General features: G+C 71.2%; 22 protein-coding genes. 3 read left to right on the top strand and 19 right to left on the bottom strand.

Translation table 11 applies throughout. The features are described from left to right. Positions 1 to 61 precede the first annotated feature (61 nt). The gene (locus ABD330_RS13240; protein WP_344464341.1) at positions 62 to 562 is read left to right on the top strand and encodes a VOC family protein; all 501 of its coding nucleotides are present in this window, start codon (positions 62 to 64) and stop codon (positions 560 to 562) included. Positions 563 to 619: 57 nt separating this feature from the next. On the opposite strand, the gene ppk2 is transcribed toward ABD330_RS13240, so the two are convergent. The 5 genes from ppk2 to ABD330_RS13215 all read right to left on the bottom strand — a co-directional run bounded on the left by ppk2 (position 620) and on the right by ABD330_RS13215 (position 5,983). Next, complete coding sequence (gene ppk2 / locus ABD330_RS13235; RefSeq protein WP_344464339.1) at positions 620 to 1,426, bottom strand: polyphosphate kinase 2; 807 nt, start codon at positions 1,424 to 1,426, stop codon at positions 620 to 622. A gap of 181 nt (positions 1,427 to 1,607) precedes the next feature. Further along, positions 1,608 to 2,114, bottom strand: coding sequence for a GNAT family N-acetyltransferase (locus ABD330_RS13230; protein WP_344464337.1), 507 nt, complete (start codon positions 2,112 to 2,114; stop codon positions 1,608 to 1,610). 100 nt (positions 2,115 to 2,214) lie between these two features. After that, positions 2,215 to 4,005, bottom strand: a complete 1,791-nt coding sequence (aspS, locus tag ABD330_RS13225; protein WP_344464335.1) for an aspartate--tRNA ligase — start codon at positions 4,003 to 4,005, stop codon at positions 2,215 to 2,217. Further along, on the bottom strand, positions 4,002 to 5,264 hold the full coding sequence (hisS, locus tag ABD330_RS13220; protein WP_344464333.1) for a histidine--tRNA ligase: 1,263 nt from the start codon (positions 5,262 to 5,264) through the stop codon (positions 4,002 to 4,004). The genes aspS and hisS overlap by 4 nt, the downstream gene beginning before the upstream one ends. 11 nt (positions 5,265 to 5,275) lie before the next feature. Then, on the bottom strand, positions 5,276 to 5,983 hold the full coding sequence (locus tag ABD330_RS13215; RefSeq protein WP_344464331.1) for an MBL fold metallo-hydrolase: 708 nt from the start codon (positions 5,981 to 5,983) through the stop codon (positions 5,276 to 5,278). Between the two features lie 300 nt (positions 5,984 to 6,283). Here ABD330_RS13215 and ABD330_RS13210 point away from each other — a divergent pair, with 300 nt between their 5' ends. Both ABD330_RS13210 and ABD330_RS13205 read left to right on the top strand, forming a co-directional pair. Beyond that, positions 6,284 to 7,108 (top strand): peptidylprolyl isomerase, encoded by an 825-nt coding sequence (locus tag ABD330_RS13210; RefSeq protein WP_344464329.1) that lies wholly within the window; start codon positions 6,284 to 6,286, stop codon positions 7,106 to 7,108. Positions 7,109 to 7,386: 278 nt separating this feature from the next. Next, positions 7,387 to 8,616, top strand: a complete 1,230-nt coding sequence (locus ABD330_RS13205) for a DUF349 domain-containing protein (RefSeq protein ID WP_344464326.1) — start codon at positions 7,387 to 7,389, stop codon at positions 8,614 to 8,616. Between the two features lie 122 nt (positions 8,617 to 8,738). Here ABD330_RS13205 and ABD330_RS13200 read toward each other — a convergent pair whose 3' ends face one another. The 14 genes from ABD330_RS13200 to ABD330_RS13135 form a co-directional block, all read right to left on the bottom strand. Continuing rightward, entirely contained in the window at positions 8,739 to 11,216 is a 2,478-nt protein-coding gene (locus ABD330_RS13200) for a RelA/SpoT family protein (RefSeq protein ID WP_425555521.1), read from the bottom strand. A 96-nt stretch (positions 11,217 to 11,312) separates the two neighbouring features. Then, positions 11,313 to 11,867: an adenine phosphoribosyltransferase gene (locus ABD330_RS13195; protein ID WP_344464324.1), complete on the bottom strand. Its 555-nt coding sequence runs from the start codon at positions 11,865 to 11,867 to the stop codon at positions 11,313 to 11,315. Between the two features lie 23 nt (positions 11,868 to 11,890). Then, a complete protein-coding gene (secF, locus tag ABD330_RS13190; protein WP_344464322.1) occupies positions 11,891 to 13,003 on the bottom strand; it encodes a protein translocase subunit SecF in 1,113 nt (370 codons plus the stop codon). Positions 13,004 to 13,007: 4 nt separating this feature from the next. Beyond that, positions 13,008 to 14,825 carry a protein translocase subunit SecD gene (gene secD, locus ABD330_RS13185; protein WP_425555520.1) on the bottom strand — a complete coding sequence of 606 codons (1,818 nt, stop codon included), beginning with the start codon at positions 14,823 to 14,825 and terminating at the stop codon, positions 13,008 to 13,010. A gap of 144 nt (positions 14,826 to 14,969) precedes the next feature. Continuing rightward, positions 14,970 to 15,392, bottom strand: coding sequence for a preprotein translocase subunit YajC (gene yajC, locus ABD330_RS13180; RefSeq protein ID WP_344464320.1), 423 nt, complete (start codon positions 15,390 to 15,392; stop codon positions 14,970 to 14,972). A gap of 284 nt (positions 15,393 to 15,676) precedes the next feature. Continuing rightward, entirely contained in the window at positions 15,677 to 16,711 is a 1,035-nt protein-coding gene (ruvB, locus tag ABD330_RS13175) for a Holliday junction branch migration DNA helicase RuvB (protein ID WP_344464318.1), read from the bottom strand. Between the two features lie 24 nt (positions 16,712 to 16,735). Further along, entirely contained in the window at positions 16,736 to 17,347 is a 612-nt protein-coding gene (gene ruvA, locus ABD330_RS13170) for a Holliday junction branch migration protein RuvA (protein ID WP_344464316.1), read from the bottom strand. Next, positions 17,344 to 17,898, bottom strand: a complete 555-nt coding sequence (gene ruvC, locus ABD330_RS13165) for a crossover junction endodeoxyribonuclease RuvC (RefSeq protein WP_344464314.1) — start codon at positions 17,896 to 17,898, stop codon at positions 17,344 to 17,346. The genes ruvA and ruvC overlap by 4 nt, the downstream gene beginning before the upstream one ends. A 185-nt stretch (positions 17,899 to 18,083) precedes the next feature. Beyond that, entirely contained in the window at positions 18,084 to 18,842 is a 759-nt protein-coding gene (locus ABD330_RS13160; RefSeq protein ID WP_344464312.1) for a YebC/PmpR family DNA-binding transcriptional regulator, read from the bottom strand. A gap of 105 nt (positions 18,843 to 18,947) precedes the next feature. After that, positions 18,948 to 19,586, bottom strand: a complete 639-nt coding sequence (gene pdxT / locus ABD330_RS13155; protein WP_344464310.1) for a pyridoxal 5'-phosphate synthase glutaminase subunit PdxT — start codon at positions 19,584 to 19,586, stop codon at positions 18,948 to 18,950. Positions 19,587 to 19,675: 89 nt separating this feature from the next. Continuing rightward, the gene (gene pdxS / locus ABD330_RS13150) at positions 19,676 to 20,587 is read right to left on the bottom strand and encodes a pyridoxal 5'-phosphate synthase lyase subunit PdxS (protein WP_280715516.1); all 912 of its coding nucleotides are present in this window, start codon (positions 20,585 to 20,587) and stop codon (positions 19,676 to 19,678) included. Between the two features lie 235 nt (positions 20,588 to 20,822). Then, the gene (locus ABD330_RS13145; RefSeq protein WP_344464307.1) at positions 20,823 to 21,368 is read right to left on the bottom strand and encodes a hypothetical protein; all 546 of its coding nucleotides are present in this window, start codon (positions 21,366 to 21,368) and stop codon (positions 20,823 to 20,825) included. An 11-nt stretch (positions 21,369 to 21,379) separates the two neighbouring features. Next, positions 21,380 to 21,742: a 5-carboxymethyl-2-hydroxymuconate Delta-isomerase gene (locus ABD330_RS13140; protein WP_344464305.1), complete on the bottom strand. Its 363-nt coding sequence runs from the start codon at positions 21,740 to 21,742 to the stop codon at positions 21,380 to 21,382. A 100-nt stretch (positions 21,743 to 21,842) separates the two neighbouring features. Continuing rightward, entirely contained in the window at positions 21,843 to 24,044 is a 2,202-nt protein-coding gene (locus ABD330_RS13135) for an MMPL family transporter (RefSeq protein WP_344464303.1), read from the bottom strand. Between the last annotated feature and the right edge of the window lie 64 nt (positions 24,045 to 24,108).

Raw genomic sequence — 24,108 nt, 5'->3', positions numbered from 1 at the left:
TGAACCTGGCTGACGTACGCTGGTCCCGTACCCGCCCACGAACCACCGGGAGCGCTCCGCCATGTCCGTCCGCCGCCTGAACCACGCCGTACTCTGGATCCGCGAGGTCGACCGCTCGGTCGCCTTCTACACCGACGTCTTCGGCTTCCAGGTCGACCACCTGATACCCGGCCGCGCGGCCTTCCTCAGCGCACCCGGCAGCCTGAACGACCACGACCTCGGCCTGTTCGCGATCGGCGCCGACGCCCCCGGCCCCGAGCAGGGCCGGGTCGGCCTGTACCACCTGGCCTGGGAGGTCGGCACCCTCGGCGAGCTGGCCGAACTCGGCCGCAAGCTCACCGAGCTCGGCGCCCTGGTCGGCGCCACCGACCACCTGGTCTCCAAGTCCTTCTACGCCAAGGACCCCGACGGCAACGAGTTCGAGCTGATGTGGCGCGTCCCCCGCGAGGACTGGCCCGCCGCCGACTCCACCACCCGCCCCGGAGCACTCGACCTCGCCGCCGCGATCGACCGCTGGGGCCCCGACCTCACCACCGGCGCCGCGGCGGGCTCCGCCACCTGAGGAACCGTACGCACACGGCGGGGGCGCGCGGTTGCCCGCGCCCCCGAAGTGGTTGCCCTAGGACCGCCGCAGGCGCTCCGCGTGGTCGGGCACGTACTTCTGCAGGTCCCGCGGCGGCCGCTGGTACCCCTTGGACGGCGGCCGGGCCGGCAGCTCGACCGCCGGGCGGTCGACCTCCCGGTAGGGGACGGTGGAGAGCAGGTGGGCGATCATGTTGATCCGGGCCCGCCGCTTGTCGTCGCTCTCGACCACGTTCCAGGGCGATTCGGGGATGTCGGTATGGACGAACATCTCGTCCTTGGCCCGGGAGTAGTCCTCCCAGCGGCTGAGCGACTCCGCGTCCATCGGTGAGAGCTTCCACCGCCGCATCGGGTCGAGCTGCCGCGAGCGGAAGCGCCGCTCCTGCTCGTCCAGGCTGACGGAGAACCAGTACTTGCGCAGTTCGATCCCGGCCTCGATCAGCATCCGCTCGAAGGTCGGGCACTGGTGCATGAACTGCCAGTACTCCTCGGGGGTGCAGAACCCCATCACCTTCTCCACGCCGGCCCGGTTGTACCAGCTCCGGTCGAAGAGCACGATCTCCCCGGCGGCCGGCAGCTGCTCGACGTACCGCTGGAAGTACCACTGGCCGCGCTGGCGCTCGGTCGGTGCGGGCAGGGCCGCGATCCGGGCCACCCGGGGGTTCAGGTACTCCGTCACCCGTTTGATGGCGCCGCCCTTGCCGGCCGCGTCCCGCCCCTCGAAGACCACCACCAGCCGCACGCCCTCGGCGCGCACCCACTCCTGCAGCTTGACCAGCTCGCGCTGCAGCTGGAGCAGCTCCTTCTCGTACGCCTTCTTGGGGAGCCGTCCCGGACCCGCCACTGTGCGACCTCCGCCCACCGGATGCTGATGCCCCCTCACGCTACGACCGATCACCCCCTCGCGCAGGTCGGCTCCGCCGACAGCCGGGTAGTCGATCAGCCACAGCCAGGGGCTCTGGTAACCGGTCAGCCACAGATAGGGGCGCAGTTCCCCGCGCCCCTATCTGTGGCTGACCGAGTGCCTAAAGTGTCCCGAACGGCTCCGGGTAGTGGCACAGGCCGCGTGGGCCGCCGTCGTAGGCGGGCAGGGGGAGGGCCTGGAAGTGCGCCTCCGGTACGGGGAAGGGTCCGCTCACGCCGTGTTCGAAGGCCGGGGTGAAGCCGAAGCGGCCGTAGTAGCCGGGGTCGCCGAGGACCACCACCAGTCGCTCGCCCGCCGCCTCGGCGGCGTCCAGCGCGGCCCGCACCAGTATCTTGCCGGCCCCCTTGCGCTGCCACTCCGGCGCCACCGCGACCGGGGCGAGCGCCAGGGCGGCTCCGTCGCCGACCCGGAGCCGGGTCAGCAGCGCGTGGCCGACCACGAGTTGGCGCTCGTCGACGGCGACGATCGAGAGCCCGGCCAGCCAGGACGGGTCACGGCGCAGCGCGTCCACCAGGTCGGCCTCGTCGGGGCCGGGGAAGGCCGCCATGTGGACACGTCTGGTCGCCGGGGCGTCGGAGGGGAGTTCGACTCTGGTGGAGACGGTCATCGGTGGTCCTTCTGTGTCGCACGCCGTTGTGGACGGGCCCCGGCCCGGTGCGGGCTCGCACCGGGCCGGGGCCGCGAAGGTGAAACTGTCCGACAGGGCGTCAGGCCTGCTCTGCGGACTCCGACTTGGCTTCCTCGCGGACCTTGGGCTTGGCGTCCACGCCGGCCTCCCGGCGCTGGGCCGGGGTGATCGGGGTCGGGGCACCGGTGAGCGGGTCGCCGCCGGTGGACGTCTTCGGGAAGGCGATGACGTCGCGGATGGTGTCGTACCCGCCGAGCAGGGTGACGATGCGGTCCAGGCCGAAGGCGACACCACCGTGCGGCGGCGGGCCGTAGTTGAAGGCGTCCAGCAGGAAGCCGAACTGCGACTGCGCCTCCTCCTCGCTGAGGCCGATCGCGTCGAACGCCCGCTTCTGCACCTCGCGCTGGTGGATACGGATCGAACCGCCGCCCAGCTCCGAGCCGTTGAGCACCAGGTCGTACGCGTTGGAGAGCGCACTGCCCGGGTCGGTGTCGAAGGTGGCCAGCGACTCGGCGGTCGGCGCGGTGAAGGGGTGGTGCACCGCGTGCCAGCCCTGGAACTCGCCCTTGTCGTCCTCGATCGGCTCGAACATCGGGAAGTCCACGACCCAGAGGAAGGCCCACTGGGACTCGTCGATCAGCTCGCAGCGCTTGCCGATCTCCAGACGGGCGGCGCCGAGCAGCTCCTGCGAGGCGGTCTTCTTGCCCGCCGCGAAGAAGATCGCGTCACCGTTCTTGGCACCGGCGGCGGCCGCGAGGCCGGCCAGGTGCTCCTCGTTCAGGTTCTTGGCGACCGGGCCGCGCAGCTCGCCCGTCTCGGCGTCGATGACGACGTAGGCGAGGCCACGGGCGCCGCGCGCCTTGGCCCAGTCCTGCCAGGCGTCGAGCTGCTTGCGGGGCTGCGAGGCGCCGCCGGGCATCACGACCGCGCCGACGTACGGCGCCTGGAAGACGCGGAACTCGGTGCCCTTGAAGTACTCGGTGAGGTCGGTGAGTTCCTGGCCGAAGCGGACGTCCGGCTTGTCGGAGCCGTAGCGGTTCATCGCGTCGGCGTACGTCATGCGCGGCAGCGGGCTGGGCAGCTCGTAGCCGTGCACGTCGGACCAGATCCGGGAGACGACCTTCTCGCCGAGGGCCAGGATGTCCTCCTGGTCGACGAACGAGGCCTCGATGTCCAGCTGGGTGAACTCCGGCTGCCGGTCGGCGCGGAAGTCCTCGTCGCGGAAGCAGCGGGCGATCTGGTAGTACCGCTCCATGCCGGCGACCATCAGCAGCTGCTTGAACAGCTGCGGCGACTGCGGCAGGGCGTACCAGTGGCCGGGCTGCAGGCGGACCGGGACGAGGAAGTCGCGGGCGCCCTCGGGGGTGGAGCGGGTGAGGTACGGCGTCTCGATGTCGAGGTAGTCGTTCTCCTCCATCACCGTGCGGATGATGTGGTTGACCTTCGAGCGCAGGCGCAGCGCGCGGGCCGGGCCCTCACGGCGCAGGTCCAGGTAGCGGTAGCGCAGCCGGACCTCCTCGTTGACCGTGCCGGGCTCGTACTCGGCGACCTGGAACGGCAGCGCGGCGGCCTCGGAGAGCACCTCCAGCTCGGCGACGACGAGCTCGACGGCGCCGGTGGCGATGTCGGGGTTCTCGTTGCCCTCCGGGCGGACCCGGACCTCGCCGGTGACCTTGACGCAGTACTCGGACCGGAGGTCGCCGATCGCCTCCAGGTCGCGGGCCACGATCTGCACGGTGCCGGAGGCGTCGCGCAGGTCGATGAAGGCCACGCCGCCGTGGTCGCGGCGGCGGGCGACCCAGCCGGCCAGGGTGACGGTGGTGCCGGCGTGCTCCGCGCGGAGCGTGCCCGCGTCGTGCGTGCGGATCACAGCTGCTTCTCCTTCAGGGTGGTGACAAGTGCTTCGAGGGCGACGGGGGTCTGCTCGCCGGTGGTCATGTCCTTGAGCTGGACGACACCGGCGGCGAGATCTCGGTCCCCGGCGACGAGGGCGAAGCGGGCGCCGGACCGGTCGGCGGACTTCATGGCGTTCTTGATGCCCTTGACGCCGAAGGCGAGGTCGGTGGCGACGCCGGCCCGGCGCAGCTCGACGACCTTGGCGAACAGGACGTTCTTGGCCTCCTCGCCGAGCGCGACGGCGTAGACCGAGGTGCTGGCGGGCAGGTCGAGGACGATGCCCTCGGCCTCCATCGCGAGGTAGGTGCGGTCGACGCCGAGGCCCCAGCCGACGGACGGCAGGGCGGGCCCGCCGAGCATCTCGGAGAGGCCGTCGTACCGGCCGCCGCCGCCGATCGCGGACTGCGCGCCGAGGCCGTTGTGCACGAACTCGAAGGTGGTGCGGGTGTAGTAGTCCAGCCCGCGCACCAGCTTGGGGTCGTCGACGAAGGCGACACCGGCGGCGGTGAGCAGCTCGCGGACCTGCTCGTCGTACGCCTTGCACTCCTCGCAGAGGTAGTCGCGCAGGCGCGGGGCGTCGGTCAGCTGGGCCTGCACGGACTCGCGCTTGTCGTCCAGCACGCGCAGCGGGTTGATCTCGGCGCGGCGGCGGGTCTCCTCGTCCAGGTCCAGCCCGGCCAGGAACTCGACCAGCGCGGCACGGTAGACCGGGCGGCACTGCTTGTCGCCGAGGCTGTTGACCAGCAGGCGGTAGTCGCGCAGGCCGAGCGAGCGGAAGGCGTCGTCGGCCAGGATGACCAGCTCGGCGTCCAGCGCCGGGTCCTCCGCGCCGATCGCCTCGGCGCCGATCTGGGCGAACTGGCGGTAGCGGCCCTTCTGGGCCCGCTCGTAGCGGTAGAAGGAGCCCGAGTACCAGAGCTTGACCGGCAGGTTGCCGAGCTTGTGCAGGTTGGCCTGGAGCGCCGCGCGGACGACCGAGGCGGTGCCCTCGGGGCGCAGCGCGAGCTCGTCGCCGCCCTTGGTGGTGAGGTTGTACATCTCCTTGCTGACGATGTCGGTGGACTCACCGACACCGCGCGAGAAGAGCTTGACGTCCTCGAAGACCGGCGTCTCGATGTAGCCGTAGCCGGAGCGGCGCAGCGGGGCGCTGAGCCGCTCGCGGATCGCCAGGAAGGTGGCGGAGCTCGGCGGCAGCAGGTCGTAGGTGCCCTTGGGGGCGCTGAAGGTGCTCAACTTCTCTTCCGTCACATTCCTCGTCGCGGGAAGGCCGGTGCGCCGAGCGCACCCGCCGCCTGCTGGAGGTAGGGGTTGGTGGCGCGCTCACGGCCGATGGTGGTCTGGCCGCCGTGTCCGGAGAGGACCACGGTGGCGTCGTCGAGGGGCAGGCAGACCCGGGCCAGCGAGGCCATGATCGCGTCGCTGTCGCCGCCCGGGAGGTCCGTGCGCCCGATGGAGCCGGCGAAGAGCAGGTCGCCCGAGAAGAACACCGGAGGGATGTCGTTCGCGGCGGGCGTCCTGAAGGTCACCGACCCCCTGGTATGGCCGGGCGCGTGGTCGACGGTGAGCTGCAGGCCGGCCAGCTCCAGGACGCTGCCGTCGGTCAGCTCCCGGACGTCGTCCGGCTCGCCGACGGTGAGGCTGCCCATCAGCTGCTGCCCGAGCGAGCGGCCGAGCGCCTTCTCCGGGTCGGCCAGCATGTAGCGGTCCTCGGGGTGGATCCAGGCCGGGACGCCGCGCGCGCCGCAGATCGGCATCACCGAGGCGACGTGGTCGATGTGCCCGTGGGTGAGGACCACCGCGACGGGCTTGAGCCCGTGCTCGCGGACGAGGTCCTCGACGCCCTGGGCCGCCTCGTGACCGGGGTCGACGATCACGCACTCCTCACCGGCGGCCGGTGCGACCAGGTAGCAGTTGGTGCCCCAGGCTCCGGCGGGAAATCCGGCGATGAACACGCGAGTCCTCAATCGGGTCGGGCGGACAGGATCGGGCGGGCGGAATACAGGCTCTCGGGGCAGCCTACCGGCGGTACGGCACCGCTAGCGAACCAGATCCGGGCGATCCGTCCCGGGTGTCGGCCTAGGCCGGTCCGGTGAAATTGTGACCTAGGACTTTCACCGGTGATCTCGTACTCACAGACGAGGTCCCTACACTTGGCCGCCTGTAGGTGCGATGATCCGCAGGAACATCATCATTTGGATCCGACACCTTCAGATTCTTCAGACGTCCGGCAGATATGTAGGAGACACGGCCCCGTGGTCACCAGCGAACAGCGGCGGCGCCAGCTCGCCCGCGAGAAGTACGACCGGCAGATGCAGCGTCGGGCCGAGGCTCAGCAGCGCGCCCGGCGCCGCAACGGCATCATCGGCGGCTCCCTGGCCGTGGTCGTCATCGCCGCCGGCAGCGCGTGGGCCGCCGGGGCCTTCGACTCCAAGGCCAAGAGCAGCACCCCGCAGGCGGCGCCGAGCGCCTCCGCCCCCGCGACGCCCGGCGCCTCGACGCCGGCCGCTCCGGTCGCAGTCAAGGGCTGCAACCCGCCGGCCGCCGGCCAGCCGAACGGCAAGCAGTGGAAGGCCGAGCCGGCCATGACGGTCGACACCGGTGCGACCTACACGTCGACGCTGGACACCAGCTGCGGCAAGGTCACGCTGACGCTGGACGCCGGCAAGGCGCCGCACACCGTCAACTCCTTCGCCTTCCTGTCGGGTGAGCAGTACTTCGACCACGTCAAGTGCCACCGCCTCACCACCGAGGGCATCTACGTCCTGCAGTGCGGCGACCCGACCGGCAGCGGCTCGGGCGGCCCGGGGTACCAGTTCAAGGACGAGAACCTGTCGGGCGCGACCTACCCGGCGGGCACCGTCGCGATGGCGAACGCGGGCCCGGGCACCAACGGCAGCCAGTTCTTCCTGGTCTACAAGGACACCCAGCTGCCCCCGAACTACACCCCGTTCGGCAAGATCACCGGCGGCCTGGACGTGCTCCAGAACATCGCCACCGGCGGCGTCCAGGGCGGCACCGGCGACGGTGCGCCGAACGCCAACGTCGTACTCAACTCGGTGACCACCGTCAAGGGTTGATCCCGCACGGCGCTGCGGGCCGGCCGCCCCGGACGGGGCCGCCCCGCAGCGCCGCGTGAAGTCGACCGGCCCGGATGCGGACAGCACCGGCGCTGGTCCCCTATGTTGCTGTTGTATAGGGTGCCCTGACCGTCGGCCGACACCCTCGGCAGAACTTCGCCCGGTCCTCGGGCGGCGACGGCTCGGACGGCGGACCTCATCGGTCCGCCGCACATCAACTGTGGACGACGTACGCGCACCACGGGTCCGTGGGCGCGACGTCATGTGGAGGAGGCGCTGTGACCAGCGATCCGTGGGGCCGTGTCGACGAGCAGGGGACCGTCTACGTCAGGACGGCCGAGGGCGAACGCGCCGTCGGCTCCTGGCAGGCAGGCTCCCCCGAGGAGGCCCTCGCCTACTTCGAGCGCAAGTTCGAGGGGCTGGCAGCCGAGATCGGCCTGCTGGAACACCGCGTACGCAAGACCGACCTCGCCGCCAAGGAGGCCCTGGCAGCGCTGGAGCACCTGCGCGCGCAGGTCGTCGAGGCACACGCGGTCGGCGACCTGGCGGCACTCGCCAAGCGCCTGGACACCCTGGCCTCCGAGATCGAGTCCAAGCAGGTCGAGCGCAAGGCCGCCAAGGCCAAGGCGCAGGACGAGACCCGGGTGGCCAAGGAGAAGCTGGTCGTCGAGGCCGAGCAGCTCGCCGAGTCCACCCAGTGGCGGGAGGCCGGGGACCGGCTGCGCGCCCTGGTGGACATCTGGAAGGCCCTGCCCCGGCTCGACCGCAAGAGCGACGACGAGCTCTGGCACCGGTTCTCGCACGCCCGCTCGGTGTTCTCCAAGCACCGCAAGGCGCACTTCGCGACCCTGGACGCCGAGCGCGACGAGGCCCGCGCGGAGAAGGAGAAGCTGGTCGCCGAGGCCGAGGCGCTCTCCGGCTCCACCGAGTGGGGCGACACCGCGGCCCGCTACCGCGACCTGATGACGCAGTGGAAGTCCGCCGGGCGCGCCCAGCGGGACGCCGAGGAAGAGCTGTGGGCCCGGTTCCGGGGCGCGCAGGACGTCTTCTTCCAGGCCCGCTCCGCCGTCTTCAGCGAGCGCGACGCCGAGCAGGGTGAGAACCAGAAGCTCAAGGAGGCCCTGCTGGTCGAGGCGGAGGCGATCCTGCCGATCACCGACCTCAAGGCCGCCAAGGCCGCCCTGCGCGAGGTCAGCGAGCGCTGGGAGGCCATCGGCCACGTCCCGCGCGACGCCCGGCCCCGGCTGGACGCCCGGCTGAACACCGTCGAGCGGGCGATCCGCGAGGCGGAGGACGCCGAGTGGAAGCGCTCCAACCCGGAGGCCAAGGCCCGCGCGGCCGGCATGACCGGGCTGCTCCAGTCCGCGATCGACAAGCTCCAGGCCGACCTGGACAAGGCCCGCGCGGCGAACAACGCGAGCAAGGCCGCCAAGCTGGAGACCGAGCTGGCGGGCCGTCAGGCCCTGCTCGACCAGGCCCTCAAGAGCCTTGAGGAGTTCAGCGGCTGAGTGACCCGGTCCTGATCGGGTCACCACAAGGGGCGCGGGGAACTGCGCGATTCGGAAGGCAGCGGCTCACCGCCTCCCGCTTCGCGCAGTTCCCCGCGCCCCTTCGGGCTCCTGGCGGAGCCCTACTTCCGTGCCGAGGTCACCCGGTACACGTCGTACACGCCCTCGACGCCGCGAACGGCCTTGAGCACGTGCCCGAGGTGCTTCGGATCCCCCATCTCGAAGGTGAAGCGGCTCATCGCGACCCGGTCGCGCGAGGTCTGCACCGCCGCCGACAGGATGTTGACGTGCTGGTCGGAGAGCACCCGGGTGACGTCCGAGAGGAGGCGCGAGCGGTCCAGCGCCTCGACCTGGATGGCGACCAGGAAGACGGACGACTGGGTGGCCGCCCACTCGACCTCGATCATGCGCTCGGGCTGCTGGGTCAGCGACTCGACGTTGACGCAGTCCGAGCGGTGCACCGAGACGCCGTTGCCGCGCGTGACGAAGCCGACGATCGGGTCGCCCGGCACCGGGGTGCAGCAGCGGGACAGCTTGACCCAGACGTCCTCGACGCCCTTGACGATGATGCCCGGGTCGCCCTTGGCCCGGCGGCGCGCCGCGCGGCCGCCGTCGTGCGTCGGGGTGGCCGTCTCGGCGAGGTCGTCGGTCGCGCCCTCCTCGCCGCCGAGTGCCTGCACCAGCTTCTGGACGATGTTCTGCGCCGCGACGTGGCCTTCGCCGATCGCCGCGTACAGCGACGAGATGTCGGGGTAGCGCATCTCGTGCGCCAGGGTGACCAGCGAGTCGCCGGTCAGGATGCGCTGGATCGGCAGGCCCTGCTTGCGCATCGCCCGCGCGATGGCCTCCTTGCCCTGCTCGATCGCCTCCTCGCGGCGCTCCTTGGAGAACCACGCCTTGATCTTGTTCCGGGCTCTGGGCGACTTGACGAAGCCCAGCCAGTCCCTGGACGGGCCCGCGTTCTCCGCCTTCGAGGTGAACACCTCGACGGCGTCGCCGTTCTCCAGCGTCGACTCCAGCGGCACCAGCCGCCCGTTGACCCGGGCTCCTATGCAGCGGTACCCGACCTCGGTGTGCACCGCGAAGGCGAAGTCCACCGGGGTGGCGCCCGCCGGGAGCGCTATCACGTCGCCCTTGGGCGTGAAGACGAAGACCTCGTTGGTGGAGAGGTCGAACCGCAGCGACTCCAGGAACTCGCTCGGGTCCTCGGTCTCCTTCTGCCAGTCCAGCAGCTGCCGCAGCCAGGCCATCTCGTTGACCGCGCCGGCCTTGTCCTCCTTGCGCACCTGGGAGGGCGTGTCGGAGCGGACCTTGGAGGCGCCGGCCACCGCGCGCTGCTTGTACTTCCAGTGCGCGGCGATGCCGTACTCGGCGCGGCGGTGCATGTCGAAGGTGCGGATCTGCAGCTCGACCGGCTTGCCGCCGGGGCCGATCACCGTGGTGTGCAGCGACTGGTACATGTTGAACTTGGGCATCGCGATGTAGTCCTTGAAACGCCCGGGGACGGGGTTCCATCGCGCGTGGATCGTGCCCAGTGCGGCGTAGCAGTCGCGGACGGTGTCGACCAGGACCCGGATGCCCACCAGGTCGTAGATCTCGGCGAAGTCGCGGCCTCGCACGATCATCTTCTGGTAGACCGAGTAGTAGTGCTTGGGCCGTCCGGTCACCGAGCCGGTGATCCGGGCACCGCGCAGGTCGCCCTGGACCTGGTCGATGACGGTCGCCAGGTACTCGTCCCGCTTGGGCGCGCGCTCGGCCACCAGACGCACGATCTCGTCGTACATCTTGGGGTAGAGGATCGCGAAGGCGAGGTCCTCCAGCTCCCACTTGATGGTGTTCATGCCCAGCCGGTGCGCCAGCGGGGCGTAGATCTCCAGCGTCTCGCGGGCCTTCTTCTCCTGCTTCTCCCGCTTGAGGTAGCGCATGGTGCGCATGTTGTGCAGGCGGTCGGCGAGCTTGATCACCAGGACCCGCGGGTCCTTGGCCATCGCCACGACCATCTTGCGGACGGTCTCGGCCTGCGCGGCCTCGCCGAACTTCACCCGGTCCAGCTTGGTGACGCCGTCGACCAGCAGGGCGACCGAGTCGCCGAAGTCGCGGCGCAGCGTCTCCAGGCCGTAGTCGGTGTCCTCGACGGTGTCGTGCAGCAGGCCCGCCATCAGCGTCGCGGCGTCCATGCCCAGCTCGGCCAGGATCGTCGCGACGGCCAGCGGGTGGGTGATGTACGGGTCGCCACTCTTGCGCTTCTGGCCGCGGTGCCACTTCTCGGCGACGGCGTACGCGCGCTCGATGTCGCGCAGCAGTGCCGGGTCGGCCTTCGGGTCCTGCGCCCGGATCGTCCGGAAGAGCGGCTCCAGCACCGGGTTGAGCAGCGAACTACGCTGGCCGCCGAGGCGGGCCAGCCGGGCGCGCATACCGCCGGAGGAGGTGGGGCGAGGCGCGGAGGCCGGCGAGCCCGGACGTACCGGAGCCGCCCCCGAGGGCGCGGGCCGGTTGTCGGGGGTGGGGGCCTCTGCCGTGGGCACAACCTCGTCGGGCAAGGACTCTCCTCGGGGCACGGTGCCTTCCCCTCGCACAACTGGGAAGGGATGAACCTTCATGGTACCGAGCCCGGAGCCCGCCCGTCCGGCCACCCGCCCCCGGGAACGCCGAGGGCGGCGGCCACCGGGGTGACCGCCGCCCTCCGCCGGGACGGATCAGACCGTGACGAGCGTCTCCAGCGGAGCGCCGTCGAGGTGCCCGGCCAGCCGCTCGCGGCCGGGCAGGAAGCCCAGCTCCATCAGGACGACCACGCCGGCCAGCTGGGCGCCGGCCTGGCGGAGCAGGTCGAGCGAGGCGGCGATGGTGCCGCCGGTGGCCAGCACGTCGTCGACGACCAGGACGCGCTCACCCGGGCTGAAGGCGTCGCACTGGACCTCCAGCGTGGCGGAGCCGTACTCCAGGTCGTACGACTTCCCGAACACCTCGCCGGGCAGCTTGCCGGCCTTGCGGATCGGCACGAAGCCGAGCCCGGCGGCGAACGCCGCCGGGGCCGCGAGCACGAACCCCCGTGCCTCCAGCCCGACCACCTTGGTGGCCCCGAGCGCCTTCGCGCGGTCCGCCAGCGCCTGGGTGAGGGCCGCGAAGGCCTCGGCGTCGGCGAGCAGCGGGGCGATGTCCTTGAAGAGCACGCCCGGCTTCGGGTAGTCCGGTACGTCCCGGATCCGGCTGTTCAGCAGCTCGGCCAGGGCGGGGTCGGAGGGGGAGGTCACGGGGGTTCCTTACCAGCTGGGGATCAGTGCTTGCCGGACGGACGGCCCTTGGAGCGGGACCGGCTGACCGGCTGCTTGCGCTGTCCGACCATACCCGCATCGGCCTCGGCACCCTCGTCCTCGGCCTCGTCCTCGTCGGACGAGCCCTCGGGCGCCTCGGCGGCGGCCTTCGCGTCGGCGGCGCGACGCTGGGCGACCCGCTTGGCCAGCGCGCGCATCTCCGGGGTGGCCTCCTTGAGCTGCGCGTACAGCGGGGTGGCCACGCAGATCGAGGAGTACGCACCGGCCGCGAGGCCGATGAAGAGGGCGAGCGAGATGTCGTTCAGCGTGCCGGCGCCCAGCAGGCCGCCGCCGATGAACAGCAGTGCGGCGACCGGGAGCAGCGCGACGACCGTGGTGTTGATGGAGCGCACCAGGGTCTGGTTGAGGCCCGCGTTGGCCGCCTCGCTGAAGGTGACCTTGTTCTGCTTGGTGATCCCCTTCGAGTTCTCCTTCACGGTGTCGAAGACGACGACCGTGTCGTAGAGCGAGTACCCGAGGATGGTCAGGAAGCCGATCACCGTACCGGGGGTGACCTGGAAGCCCACCAGGGCGTAGACGCCGATGGTGATCAGGAGGTCGTGGATCAGCGCCACCAGGGCGGCGACCGCCATCCGCCACTCGAACGCGATGGCCAGGTAGATCGTCACCAGGATCATGAAGATCACCAGGCCGGTCAGGGCCTTCTGGGAGATCTCGTGGCCCCAGCTCGGGCCGACCACCTGGGCGTTGATCTTGTCGCTGCTCACGCCCAGGTCGGTCGAGAGCTCCTTGATGAAGGTGACCGAGTCGACCTTCACGTCCGAGCTGACCTGGATCTTGATCGACTTGTCGGTCGACTGCACCAGGCTGTTGGCGTTACCGGTGATCTTGCTGGCGACGTCCTGCGCCTGGGTGACCGTCAGACCCGGCTTGGTGACCGTGTAGACGGCACCACCCTTGAACTCGATGCCCAGGTGCAGGCCCATCGCCAGGCCGATCGCCGCGACCAGCACGATGACGCCGGAGATGCTGTACCAGATCTTGCGGCGGCCGACGAAGTCGAAGCTGACCTCGCCCTGGTAGAGACGGTGGCCGAGATTGCTGAAGCGTGACATGGCGTCAGACCTCCTTCGCGGCGGAAGCGGTGGTGGAGGTGCGACGACGGCCGCGCACCGGGACGCGGGCGCCCAGTCGCTTCGGGTCCAGGCCGGACCACGGGTGGCCGTCGGCGAAGAACTTCCGGCGGGCCAGCAGGGTGATCAGCGGCTTGGTGAAGAGGAAGATCACCACGACGTCGAGCAGGGTGGTCAGGCCGAGGGTGAAGGCGAAGCCCTGCACCTTGCCGACCGAGACCAGGTAGAGCACGGCGGCACAGAGGAAGGACACGAAGTCCGAGACCAGGATGGTGCGCCGGGCGCGCGGCCAGGCGCGCTGGACGGCCGGGCGCAGCGGGGCGCCGTCGCGGACCTCGTCGCGGATGCGTTCGAAGTACACGATGAACGAGTCCGCCGTGATACCGATCGCCACGATCGCGCCGCAGACGGCCGGGAGGTTCAGCGCGAAGCCGATCCCCGCGCCGAGCAGGCACATGATGGCGTAGGTGAGGACCGCCGAGACGACCAGACCCGCGATCGAGACCAGGCCGAGGCCGCGGTAGTAGACCAGCGAGTACAGGACGACCAGGAGCAGGCCGATCGCACCGGCGATCAGGCCGGCGTGCAGCTGGTCACCGCCGAGCTGGGCCGAGACGGTGGTGACGTCGCTCTTGTCGAAGGTCAGCGGCAGGGCGCCGTAGCTCAGCACGTTGGCGAGGCCCTTGGCCTCGGTCTGGCCGAAGCTGCCGGAGATCGTGGCGGAACCGCCGGTGATCGACTGGCTGACGTACGGGTGCGAGACGACCTGGCCGTCCAGCACGATGGCGAACTGGTTGGCCGGGCTCTGCTGGGTGGCGAGCTTGCCGGTGGTGGCGGCGAAGGCCTTGGAACCCGTGTCGTTGAACGACAGGTTCACCTGCCAGCCGCTGGCGTGCTGGGTGTCGAAGCCGGCCTGCGCGCTGGAGACGTCCGAGCCCTGCACCGCGACCGGGCCGAGCGCGAACTTGTACCAGACCTTGGACTCGGCGTCGTAGCTGCACGCCACGGCGTTCTTGTCCGGGGTGGTCTGGTAGTCCTTGCGCTGCGCCTGGTTGGAGCAGTCCAGCGCGGTGTACTGCGCCTGCAGCTCCGGCGGGACGGTGCCCTGGGTGAGCGCCGCCGAGATCTCGGCCGGGTTGCTCGGCATGCTGGGAGCCGCCGAGGCGGGGGCGCTCGGGGACGCGGCCGGGGCGCTCGCGTTCGCACTCGCCGGGGCGGACGGCGAGGCCGTCGTGTCGGTGAGCGCGTCCGAGACGGCGCGGCCCTGCTTGGTGCTGCTCGCGGACGGCGCGGCGGAGGCCGCACCGGCGGAGGCACTCGCGGAGGCCGAGGCGCTGCCGGAGGGCGCGGCACTCGGGCTCTTGGAGCCGGCGGCGCTGGGGCTCGCCGAGGGAGCCGGGATGGTCACACCGGTGGGAGCGAGCGCCAGCACGGGACGGAAGTACAGCTTGGCCGTGGTGCCGACCTGCTGGATCGCGTTCTCCCGGTCACCGCCGTTGGGGATGCTGGCGATGATGGTGTTGCTGCCCTGGGTCTGCACCTCCGCCTCGGAGACGCCCATCCCGTTGACGCGCTTCTGGATGATCCCGACCGCGATGTCCATGTTGGACTGGTTGATCGCGGAGGGGTCGTCCGACTTGGCGGTCAGCGTGACGCTGGTACCACCGGCGAGGTCGATCCCGAGACGCGGCGTGGTGTGGCCCGTCCCGAACATGAGGGCGACCAGGCCGACGGTCACCGCCAGGATGAGGGCAAGCGCCCGTCCCGGGTGACCGTCGCGCGGGCGCGACTTGGGTGTTGCCACCTTGCTCGTTTCTCCCTGTCCATGCCGCCGCGGCCGGGCCCCCGCCCGGCTCGTGGCTGGGCAGGGGGAACGGCGCGGGCGGCCCTGAGGTCCTGTGGGGCTCGCGGCTGGGGTGCCGCAGGGCCGGGTTCTGGCCCGACCGTACTACTTGGTAGCCGGGGTCTCGCCGTCAGTGCCGTCGCTGCCCGAGACGTCCTTCTTGTCGGAAACGCTCTTGTCGAGGCTCAGCGGCTTCTCGTCGGCGGTCTCCTCCTCGGACTCGTCCAGCTCCGCGAGCTCCTCCTCCTCGGGCCGGCCGTTGATGATCGCGTCGTACTCCTGCGGGTCCAGGACGGCGGCGATGGCGCTCTTGGTGTAGTGCGCGACCACGCCCGGCGCGACCTCCAGCTCGACGGTCTCCTCGTTGACGGCCTTCACCAGCGCGTACATGCCGCCGATGGTGCGCACCCCGGAGCCGGGCTCCATCGCCGAACGCATCTCCTTGGACTGTTCCTGTCGCTTCTTGTTCGACCGGAACAGCATGAAGAGCGCGGCGATCATAATGACGGGAAGAAGGAGGTTAAACACAGCAGCCAGAGTCCTTTACGGGCCGCCCGACGAGGCGGCCAGTGGTGGTCGTCGGCCCATCAGGTGAGAGGGGCGGTCCGGCGGAGTCTAGGCGACCCGCACTGATCGGACAACGCCAAGCATGTCATCCTGCTGCCAAAAGTGGCGACCCTCCGACCACACCGTTTCCGGAGCGACCTGCGAGGTCGGTCCGAGGTGTCCCTCCTACCGGTGAACGGTCCCGGCCGTGCGATCACCGTGCCACGGCCGGTCCGGGGACCGCCGCCCGGCAGGCGCCGGCCGGTCTAGACCGGGGGGACGAGGCCCAGGTGCCGCCAGGCGGCGGCGGTGGCGATCCGGCCGCGCGGGGTCCGGGCCAGCAGGCCCTCGCGGACCAGGAACGGCTCGGCGACCTCCTCGACCGTCTCGGCCTCCTCCCCCACCGCGACGGCCAGCGTGGACAGCCCCACCGGGCCGCCGCCGAACAGCTTCAGCAGCGCGGTGAGCACCGCGCGGTCGAGGCGGTCCAGACCACGCTCGTCGACCTCGTACACCCGCAGGGCCTGGGCGGCGATCTCCTTGGTGATCACACCGTCGTGCCTGACCTGGGCGTAGTCGCGGACCCGGCGCAGCAGCCGGTTGGCGATCCGGGGCGTGCCCCGGGAGCGGCCGGCGATCTCGGCGGCGCCGACCGGGTCGATCTCGACGTCCAGCAGGGCGGCCGAGCGGTGCACCACCAGCTCCAGCTCGGCGGGGGCGTAGAACTCCATGTGCCCGGTGAAGCCGAAGCGGTCGCGCAGCGGCGGCGGCAGCAGGCCGGCCCGGGTGGTGGCGCCGACCAGGGTGAACGGGGGCAGCTCCAGCGGGATGGCGGTGGCACCGGGGCCCTTGCCGACGATCACGTCGACCCGGAAGTCCTCCATCGCCATGTAGAGCATCTCCTCGGCCGGGCGCGACATCCGGTGGATCTCGTCCAGGAAGAGCACCTCGCCCTCGGTGAGCGAGGAGAGGATCGCCGCGAGGTCGCCGGCGTGCTGGATGGCCGGGCCGGAGGTGATCCGGATCGGGGCGTTCAGCTCGGCCGCGATGATCATGGAGAGGGTGGTCTTGCCCAGCCCGGGCGGGCCGCTGAGCAGCACGTGGTCCGGTGTGCTGCCGCGCTTGCGGGCCGCCTGGAGCACCACCGAGAGCTGCTCGCGGACCCGCTCCTGCCCGATGAACTCGTCCAGCAGCTTCGGGCGCAGCGCCGCGTCCACCGCCAGGTCCTCGCCGTCGGCAGCCGCCGCCAGCACCGGATCGGCCCGCAGGCGGTCGGTGGGGTCGGAGTCGTACGGGCTCATCGGGGCTGGCTCCTGGGAGGGGTGTTAGCGGGTGCGGGCGAGAGTGCGCAGAGCGGACTTGAGCAGCGCGCCGACATCGGTCACGGACTGCGCCTCGGCGTCCGGGGTGACGGCGGTGACGGCCTCGTCCGCCTCGCGCGGAGCGTAGCCGAGGCCGACCAGGGCCGCGTGCAGCTGCTCGCTCCACGGCGCCGGACCTGCGGCGACCGGCTTCTGGGCCGGGACGCCGCCGTGCGGCACGCCGAGCTTGTCCTTGTACTCCAGCAGCAGCTTCTGCGCCAGCTTCGGACCGATCCGGGGCACGGCCGTCAGGGACTTGGCGTCCCCCTGGGCGACGGCCCGGCGCAGCTCGTCCGGGGTGAAGACGGCCAGCATGGCGAGGGCCATGGTGGCGGCGACGCCGCTGGCGGTGAGCAGGACGTCGAAGGTGGCGCGCTCGTCCTCGTCGGCGAAGCCGTACAGGGTGAGTGACTCCTCCTTGACGATCAGGGCGGTGGTGAGCCGGGCGTGCTGACCGATCCGCAGCTCGGCGAGCGTCCGGGGGGTGCACTTGACCAGCATGCCGACACCGCCGACCTCGATCACGGCGCTGCCGGGGGTGATGGCCGCAACCGGGCCCTGGACGAAGGCGATCACCGGCGGTACTCCTGACGGACGGTCGGGCGGGGAGTCTGCTGCTGCTGTTGGGCGAGGGCGGCGGCGATCTTCCCGGCCGCCGAGCCGCGCCAGATGTGACAGATGGCCAACGCCAGCGCGTCGGCGGCGTCGGCGGGCTTGGGCGGGGCGTCGAGCCGCAGCAGCCGGGTGACCATCGCGGTGACCTGGGCCTTGTCGGCCCGGCCGGAGCCGGTGACGGCGGCCTTGACCTCGCTGGGGGTGTGCAGGGTGACGGGGATGCCGCGCCTGGTGGCGCAGAGCATCGCGACGGCGCTGGCCTGCGCGGTGCCCATCACGGTACGGACGTTGTGCTGGGCGAACACCCGCTCGACGGCGACCAGGTCGGGCCGGTACTCGTCCAGCCAGAGCTCCAGGCCCTGTTCGATCAGCAGCAGCCGAGGGCCGATCTCCGCCTCGGCCGGGGTGCGCACCACGCCGACCCCGGCCATCTTCAACGGACGGCCCGGCGCGCCGTCGACCACCCCGACGCCGCACCTGGTCAGCCCAGGGTCCACACCCAGCACCCGCACCTCGAAGCCCCACCCTTCTCGTCCGACCAGCGAAGGCTACCCGCCGGGTCGGACAAGAGCGCGCAGGGAACCGCTCACGGAAACCACAACAGGGGCGCGGGGAACTGCGCGCGCGACCGTGCAGCTCCGTAGAGCCCCGGTCGCGCAGTTCCCCGCGCCCCTGTCGGCACACTCGCTAACGCGAGTTACTCCGCATCGAGTTCCGCGCCGACCTCGTCGCTGATGTCGAAGTTGGCGAAGACGTTCTGCACGTCGTCGCTGTCCTCCAGCGCATCGATCAGCTTCAGGATCTTGCGGGCACCGTCCACGTCCAGCGGGACCTGGAGGTCCGCCACGAAGTTGGTGTCCGCGGAGTCGTAGTCGATCCCGGCCGCCACCAGCGCGGAGCGGACCGGCACCAGGTCGGTCGCCTCGCTGAGCACCTCGAAGCTGTCGCCGAGGTCGGTGACCTCCAGCGCGCCGGCCTCCAGGACGACCTCGAACACCTTGTCCTCGTCGACCCCGTCCGCCTTCGGGACGACCACGACGCCCTTGCGGTTGAACAGGTACGACACCGAGCCCGGGTCGGCCATGTTGCCGCCGTTGCGGGTCATCGCGACCCGGACGTCGGAGGCGGCACGGTTGCGGTTGTCGGTGAGGCACTCGATGAGCACCGCGACACCGTTCGGGCCGTAGCCCTCGTACATGATCGTCTGGTAGTCGGCGCCGCCGGCCTCCAGACCCGCACCACGCTTGACCGCGCTGTCGATGTTCTTGTTGGGGACCGAGCTCTTCTTCGCCTTCTGAACGGCGTCGAGCAGCGTCGGGTTGCCCGCCATGTCGGCGCCACCGGTGCGCGCCGCCACCTCGATGTTCTTGATCATCTTGGCGAAGAGCTTGCCGCGCTTGGCGTCGATCACGGCTTTCTTGTGCTTGGTGGTAGCCCACTTAGAGTGGCCGGACATCACCAGCTCCTTTACGTCGCCAAAAGGGAAATGAACAGGAGAGATCTTACCGGTGCCGGGTGCGCTGTCAGCGCGGCATGCACCGCAAGGAGCGTCGGCGCCGGATCAGGAGCGCCCGCCGGCGCCGGAGGCTGCGGCGTTCTCGACCATCTGGACGAAGTACGCGTGCACCCGGTGGTCGCCGGTCAGTTCGGGGTGGAACGAGGTCGCCAGCAGATTGCCCTGACGGACCGCCACGATCCTGCTCTCCGGGCCGTCGGCCGCCGGCAGCTCGGCCAGCACCTCGACGCCAGCGCCGACCGACTCGACCCAGGGGGCACGGATGAAGACGCCGTGCACCGGGTCCTGCGTCAGGCCCTGGAAGGCGATCGCGGACTCGAAGGACTCGTTCTGGCGCCCGAAGGCGTTGCGCCGGACGGTCATGTCTATGCCGCCGATGGTCTCCTGGTCGGCCCGGCCGTCCAGGATCTTGTCCGCCAGCATGATCATGCCCGCGCAGGACCCGTACGCGGGCATCCCGGCGGCGACCCGCTCGCGCAGCGGCTCCATCAGCCCGAAGGCGAGGGCCAGCTTGGAGATGGTGGTGGACTCCCCGCCGGGGATCACCAGCCCGTCGACCTCGGCCAGCTCCTCGGCGCGCCGCACCGGACGGGCCAGCGCATCGGCCTCGGCCAGCGCGACCAGGTGCTCGCGGACGTCGCCCTGCAGGGCCAGGACGCCGATGACTGGGGTGCTGCTCGACACGGTTGCTACCTCTTCAGTGCAGGACGAATACGTGCGCCGGCCCGCCGCGCTCCAGGAGGTCTGCGCGGCGGGCCGACGGGAGTTCGGGACTACCAGCCGCGGTTGGCGTAGCGCTCGGACTCCGGCAGGGTGTCGCAGTTGATGCCGACCATGGCCTCGCCGAGACCGCGCGAGACATCCGCGATGATCTTCGGGTCGTCGAAGAAGGTGGTGGCCTTCACGACGGCGGCGGCACGCTTGGCCGGGTCGCCGGACTTGAAGATGCCGGAGCCGACGAAGACGCCCTCGGCACCGAGCTGCATCATCAGGGCCGCGTCGGCCGGGGTGGCCACACCGCCGGCGGAGAACAGCACCACCGGGAGCTTGCCCAGCTGGGCGACCTCCTTGACCAGCTCGTACGGCGCCTGGAGGTTCTTCGCCGCGACGAACAGCTCGGTCTCGTCCAGGGTGGTCAGACGCTTGATGTCGGCGCGGATCTGCCGCATGTGGCGGACGGCCTCGACGACGTTGCCGGTGCCGGCCTCACCCTTGGAGCGGATCATGGCCGCGCCCTCGGCGATGCGGCGCAGGGCCTCACCCAGGTTGGTGGCGCCACAGACGAAGGGGGTGGTGAACGCCCACTTGTCGGAGTGGTTGACCTCGTCGGCCGGGGTCAGCACCTCGGACTCGTCGATGTAGTCGACGCCGAGCGCCTGGAGGACCTGGGCCTCGACGAAGTGGCCGATGCGCGACTTGGCCATCACCGGGATGGAGACGGCGTTGATGATGCCGTCGATCATGTCGGGGTCGGACATCCGCGCGACGCCGCCGTCCTTGCGGATGTCGGCCGGGACCCGCTCCAGCGCCATGACGGCCACCGCACCGGCGTCCTCGGCGATCTTCGCCTGCTCGGCGTTGACCACATCCATGATCACACCGCCCTTGAGCTGCTCGGCCATGCCGCGCTTGACCCGGGCGGTGCCGATCTGCGGCTGGTCTGCGGTGATGGGGGTGGTGGACACGTGAGACCTCACTCGAAGATGTACCAGTGCTGATGAACCAGATGTACCAGTGCTATCGCCCTATCGTAGGCCCGAAACACCTCGCGCCCATGCGCCACCCGGTCCAGCCGGGCGTTCGGGATACGACAAACAGGCTGTAAAACCTAGAAAACTCTTCGGCGCCCCGCCTGCGGAAATAGGGCACCGGCGACATTACGGGAGTCCGCCGGTCGAGGCGCCCGCACCCGGGGTGCGCTCAACCGGCCGCGCCGTGCGGAGTGAGCGCGGACGGCGGCTCGTCGTCCATCTCGAACGCCAGCGGGAACGGCGCCCGGCCGGCCAGCCGCAGGTAACGCACCAGCCGGTGCTCGCGCACCGCGCGCGCCGCCCGCACCGCGTCGTTGTGGAAGCGCCGGGCCATCGGCACCCGCCGCACGGCGGCCGTGAGCTCCTTCAACGCCGCCTCGCCGCCCGGCGCGGCGGCCAGCGCGGCCACCTGCTCGGGCTCGGCGAACACCGCGCGCAGCGCGAGGCTCAGCTCGCTCTCGGCCACCTCGCGGTGCTCGTCCTCGGCCTGCCGCGCGGCGTGCGAGGCCTCGTAGAGCAGGATCGAGGCGGCCGGATCCAGCGTCGAGGAGGTCGCCAGCTCCAACGCGACGGAGGCCCGCCGGACGAGCTGCGCGTCCAGCGAGGCCCGCGCCGCGTCGATCCGGGCGTGCAGTCTGTCGAGCCGCCCCGCCGTCCAACTCAGGTACACGGCGCACAGCACGACCGCGACGGCGGCCCAGATCCAGGTAGTCACGGGGCGCTACGCTACCGCGCCGCGGACACGCTCTTGCGGTAGGAGGCGCGGTCGACGTCCACCACCTCGACGGCCAGGTGCAGTTCGTCCCCGGGCTCGGGGACGGCGTGCTTCTCCAGCAACGCGAGGACGCGCTCGGCGAGTTCGGTCTTCACCTCGGCGCTGCGGCCGGCCAGCAGCCGGATCTCCAGCAGGACCATGGCCCGCTCGGGCGTGCCGTCACCGATGAAGGCCTCCTCGATCCGGCGGAAGCGGGTCTTGCAGTCGGCCGCCGGGGAGCCGATCACCGAGGCGACCAGCGGGTGCAGCTCGGCGGCGAACGGCCGCCGGTCCAGCCGCAGGGTCGGTGAGCGGTCGACGGTGATCTGCGGCACGGGAACCTCCGGCGGTCGGGGCGGGCAACCCTCAGATCCTAAGAGGCCGCGCCGCAGCTTCGCAGCCCGCCCGAACTTGCACCATCCGGCGGGCGGGCCCTCAGCCCTCGGTGTCGACGTGCGGGAGGAGGCGGTCGAGCCAGGCGGGGAGCCACCAGGCCCGGCTGCCGAGCAGCGTCATCACCGCCGGGACGAGCAGCAGGCGGACGACGGTGGCGTCCACCAGGACGCTGACGGCGAGCCCCAGCCCCAGCATCTTCACCACGATGTTGTCACTCAGGACGAACGCCGCGAACACACTGACCATGATCAGCGCGGCGCAGGTGATCACCCGCGCGGTGATCTCCAGCCCGTGGGCGACGCTGCCCTTGCTGTCGCCGGTGCGCTCCCAGGCCTCGTGCACGCGGGACAGCAGGAAGATCTCGTAGTCCATGCTCAGCCCGAAGACGATGGCGAACATCATCATCGGCACGTAGCTCTCGATCGGCACCGTCCCGGACACCCCCAGCGCTGGCCCGCCCCAGCCCCACTGGAAGACCGCGACCACCACGCCGTAGGAGGCCGCGATCGAGAGCAGGTTGAGCACCGCGGCCTTGAGCGCGACCAGCAGGCCCCGGAAGACGATCAGGATGATCACGAAGGCCAGCCCGACCACGACGGCGATGATGCCCGCCAGCCGGGCCGAGATCAGCTCCAGGAAGTCCACCTGCGCGGCGGTGGTGCCCGTCAGGTACGCCTTCGCCTGGGTGCCGGCGACCGCCTGCGGCAGCGCGTCGTCCTTGAGGTGGTTGAACAGCCGGGTCGTCCCCGCGTCCTGCGGCGCGGTGGTGGAGATCGCGGTGGCGACCAGCACCTCCCCGTTGCCGGTCGGCTGCGGCGGGCTGATGCTCGCCGCGCCGGGGACGCCGGTGAGGGCCTTCTGCAGGTTGGCGGCGAGCGCCGCCCGGTCCTGGGCCGGGACGGCGGTCTGGTCGACGACGACGGTCAGCGGGCCGTTGGCGCCCGGCCCGAACCCGGTGCTGATCAGGTCGAAGGCGCGCCGGTCGGTGAAGCTGGTCGGGTCCGCGCCGTCGCCGATGTGCCCGAGCCGGATCGAGAACAGCGGGATCGCGAGCACCCCCACCACCACGACCCCGCCCACCAGGAACCACCACGGCCGCCGTTCGACCCGCTGCGCGTAGCGGTGCCAGCCGCCCTGCGCCTGGCCGCCGGGCCCGCCGGTGCCCTCCGCCACGGGGGTCCGGACGTGGAAGCGGTCGATCCGCCTCCCGATCAGGCCCAGCAGCGCCGGGACGAGGGTGAGCGCGCCGAGCACGGCCGTGACCACCGTGACCGCCGCCGCCGCGCCCAGCTTCCCGATGAAACTCACCCGGGAGACGTACAGTCCGGCCAGCGCGACGATCACCGTGCAGCCGGAGACCAGCACCGCCCGTCCGCTGGTGGCCACCGCCCGGCCGGCCGCCACCGCCGGTTCCTCGCCGTCCATCACCAGCTGGCGGTGCCGGGTGATCAGGAACAGTGCGTAGTCGATGCCCACGCCGAGCCCGATCATCGTCGCCAGCGTCGGCGACACGCTCGCGAAGGTGAACGCGATCGCCACCAGGCTCAGGCAGCTCAGCCCGACGATCACGCTGATCAGTGCGGTGAGCAGCGGCAGCCCCGCCGCGATCAGGCTGCCGAAGCCGATCAGCAGCACCACCACCGCCACCGCGAACCCGATCGCCTCGCTGGTGAAGTCCCGGGTCTCGGGCCGGGCGAGTTCGCCGAGCGGCCCGCCGTACTCGACCTGGACACCGGCCGCGCGCAGCGGCGCGACGGCGGTGTCCACCTGGGCGACGTAGGCGTGGCCGAGGGTGGACGGGGTGACGTTGAACTTGACGGTGATGTAGCCGATCGTGCCGTCCGCCGAGAGCGCGCCGGTCGGCGGCTGTCCGGCGGCGGGCAGCGGGTTGCTGGCGGAGAGCACGTGCGGGAGCTGCTGGAGGGCGGCGACCGCCTGGTTCACCTGGGGCTGGACGCCGGTCAGCGGCCCCCGGGCGTCGTGCAGCACCACCTGCGCGCCGGTGCCGCCCGCCGCCGGGGCGTTCGCCTGGAGCACCTGCTTGCCCTTGTCCGACTGCGTCCCCGGCAGCGAGAAGTCGTCGGAGTAGGTGCCGCCGAAGCTGTTCTGGAGCCCGTGCAGGGCGCCGAGGCCGACCAGCCAGAGGACGACGACCACGACGGCGTGCCGCGCGCACCACTCCCCGAGCCGCCGGAGCCGTCCGGCGGAATCGGCAGCAGTCCGGTCAGCGGACGAGGGCATCGGTCCTCCCAGGTGTCACCAAAGGTAGTCAAATGGTGACATTACGTCCTGGTCCGGGCGGCCG

The organism is Kitasatospora kazusensis (assembly GCF_039529945.1).
Taxonomy (GTDB): domain Bacteria; phylum Actinomycetota; class Actinomycetes; order Streptomycetales; family Streptomycetaceae; genus Kitasatospora; species Kitasatospora kazusensis.
This window is presented reverse-complemented; position numbering and strand designations above follow the sequence as displayed.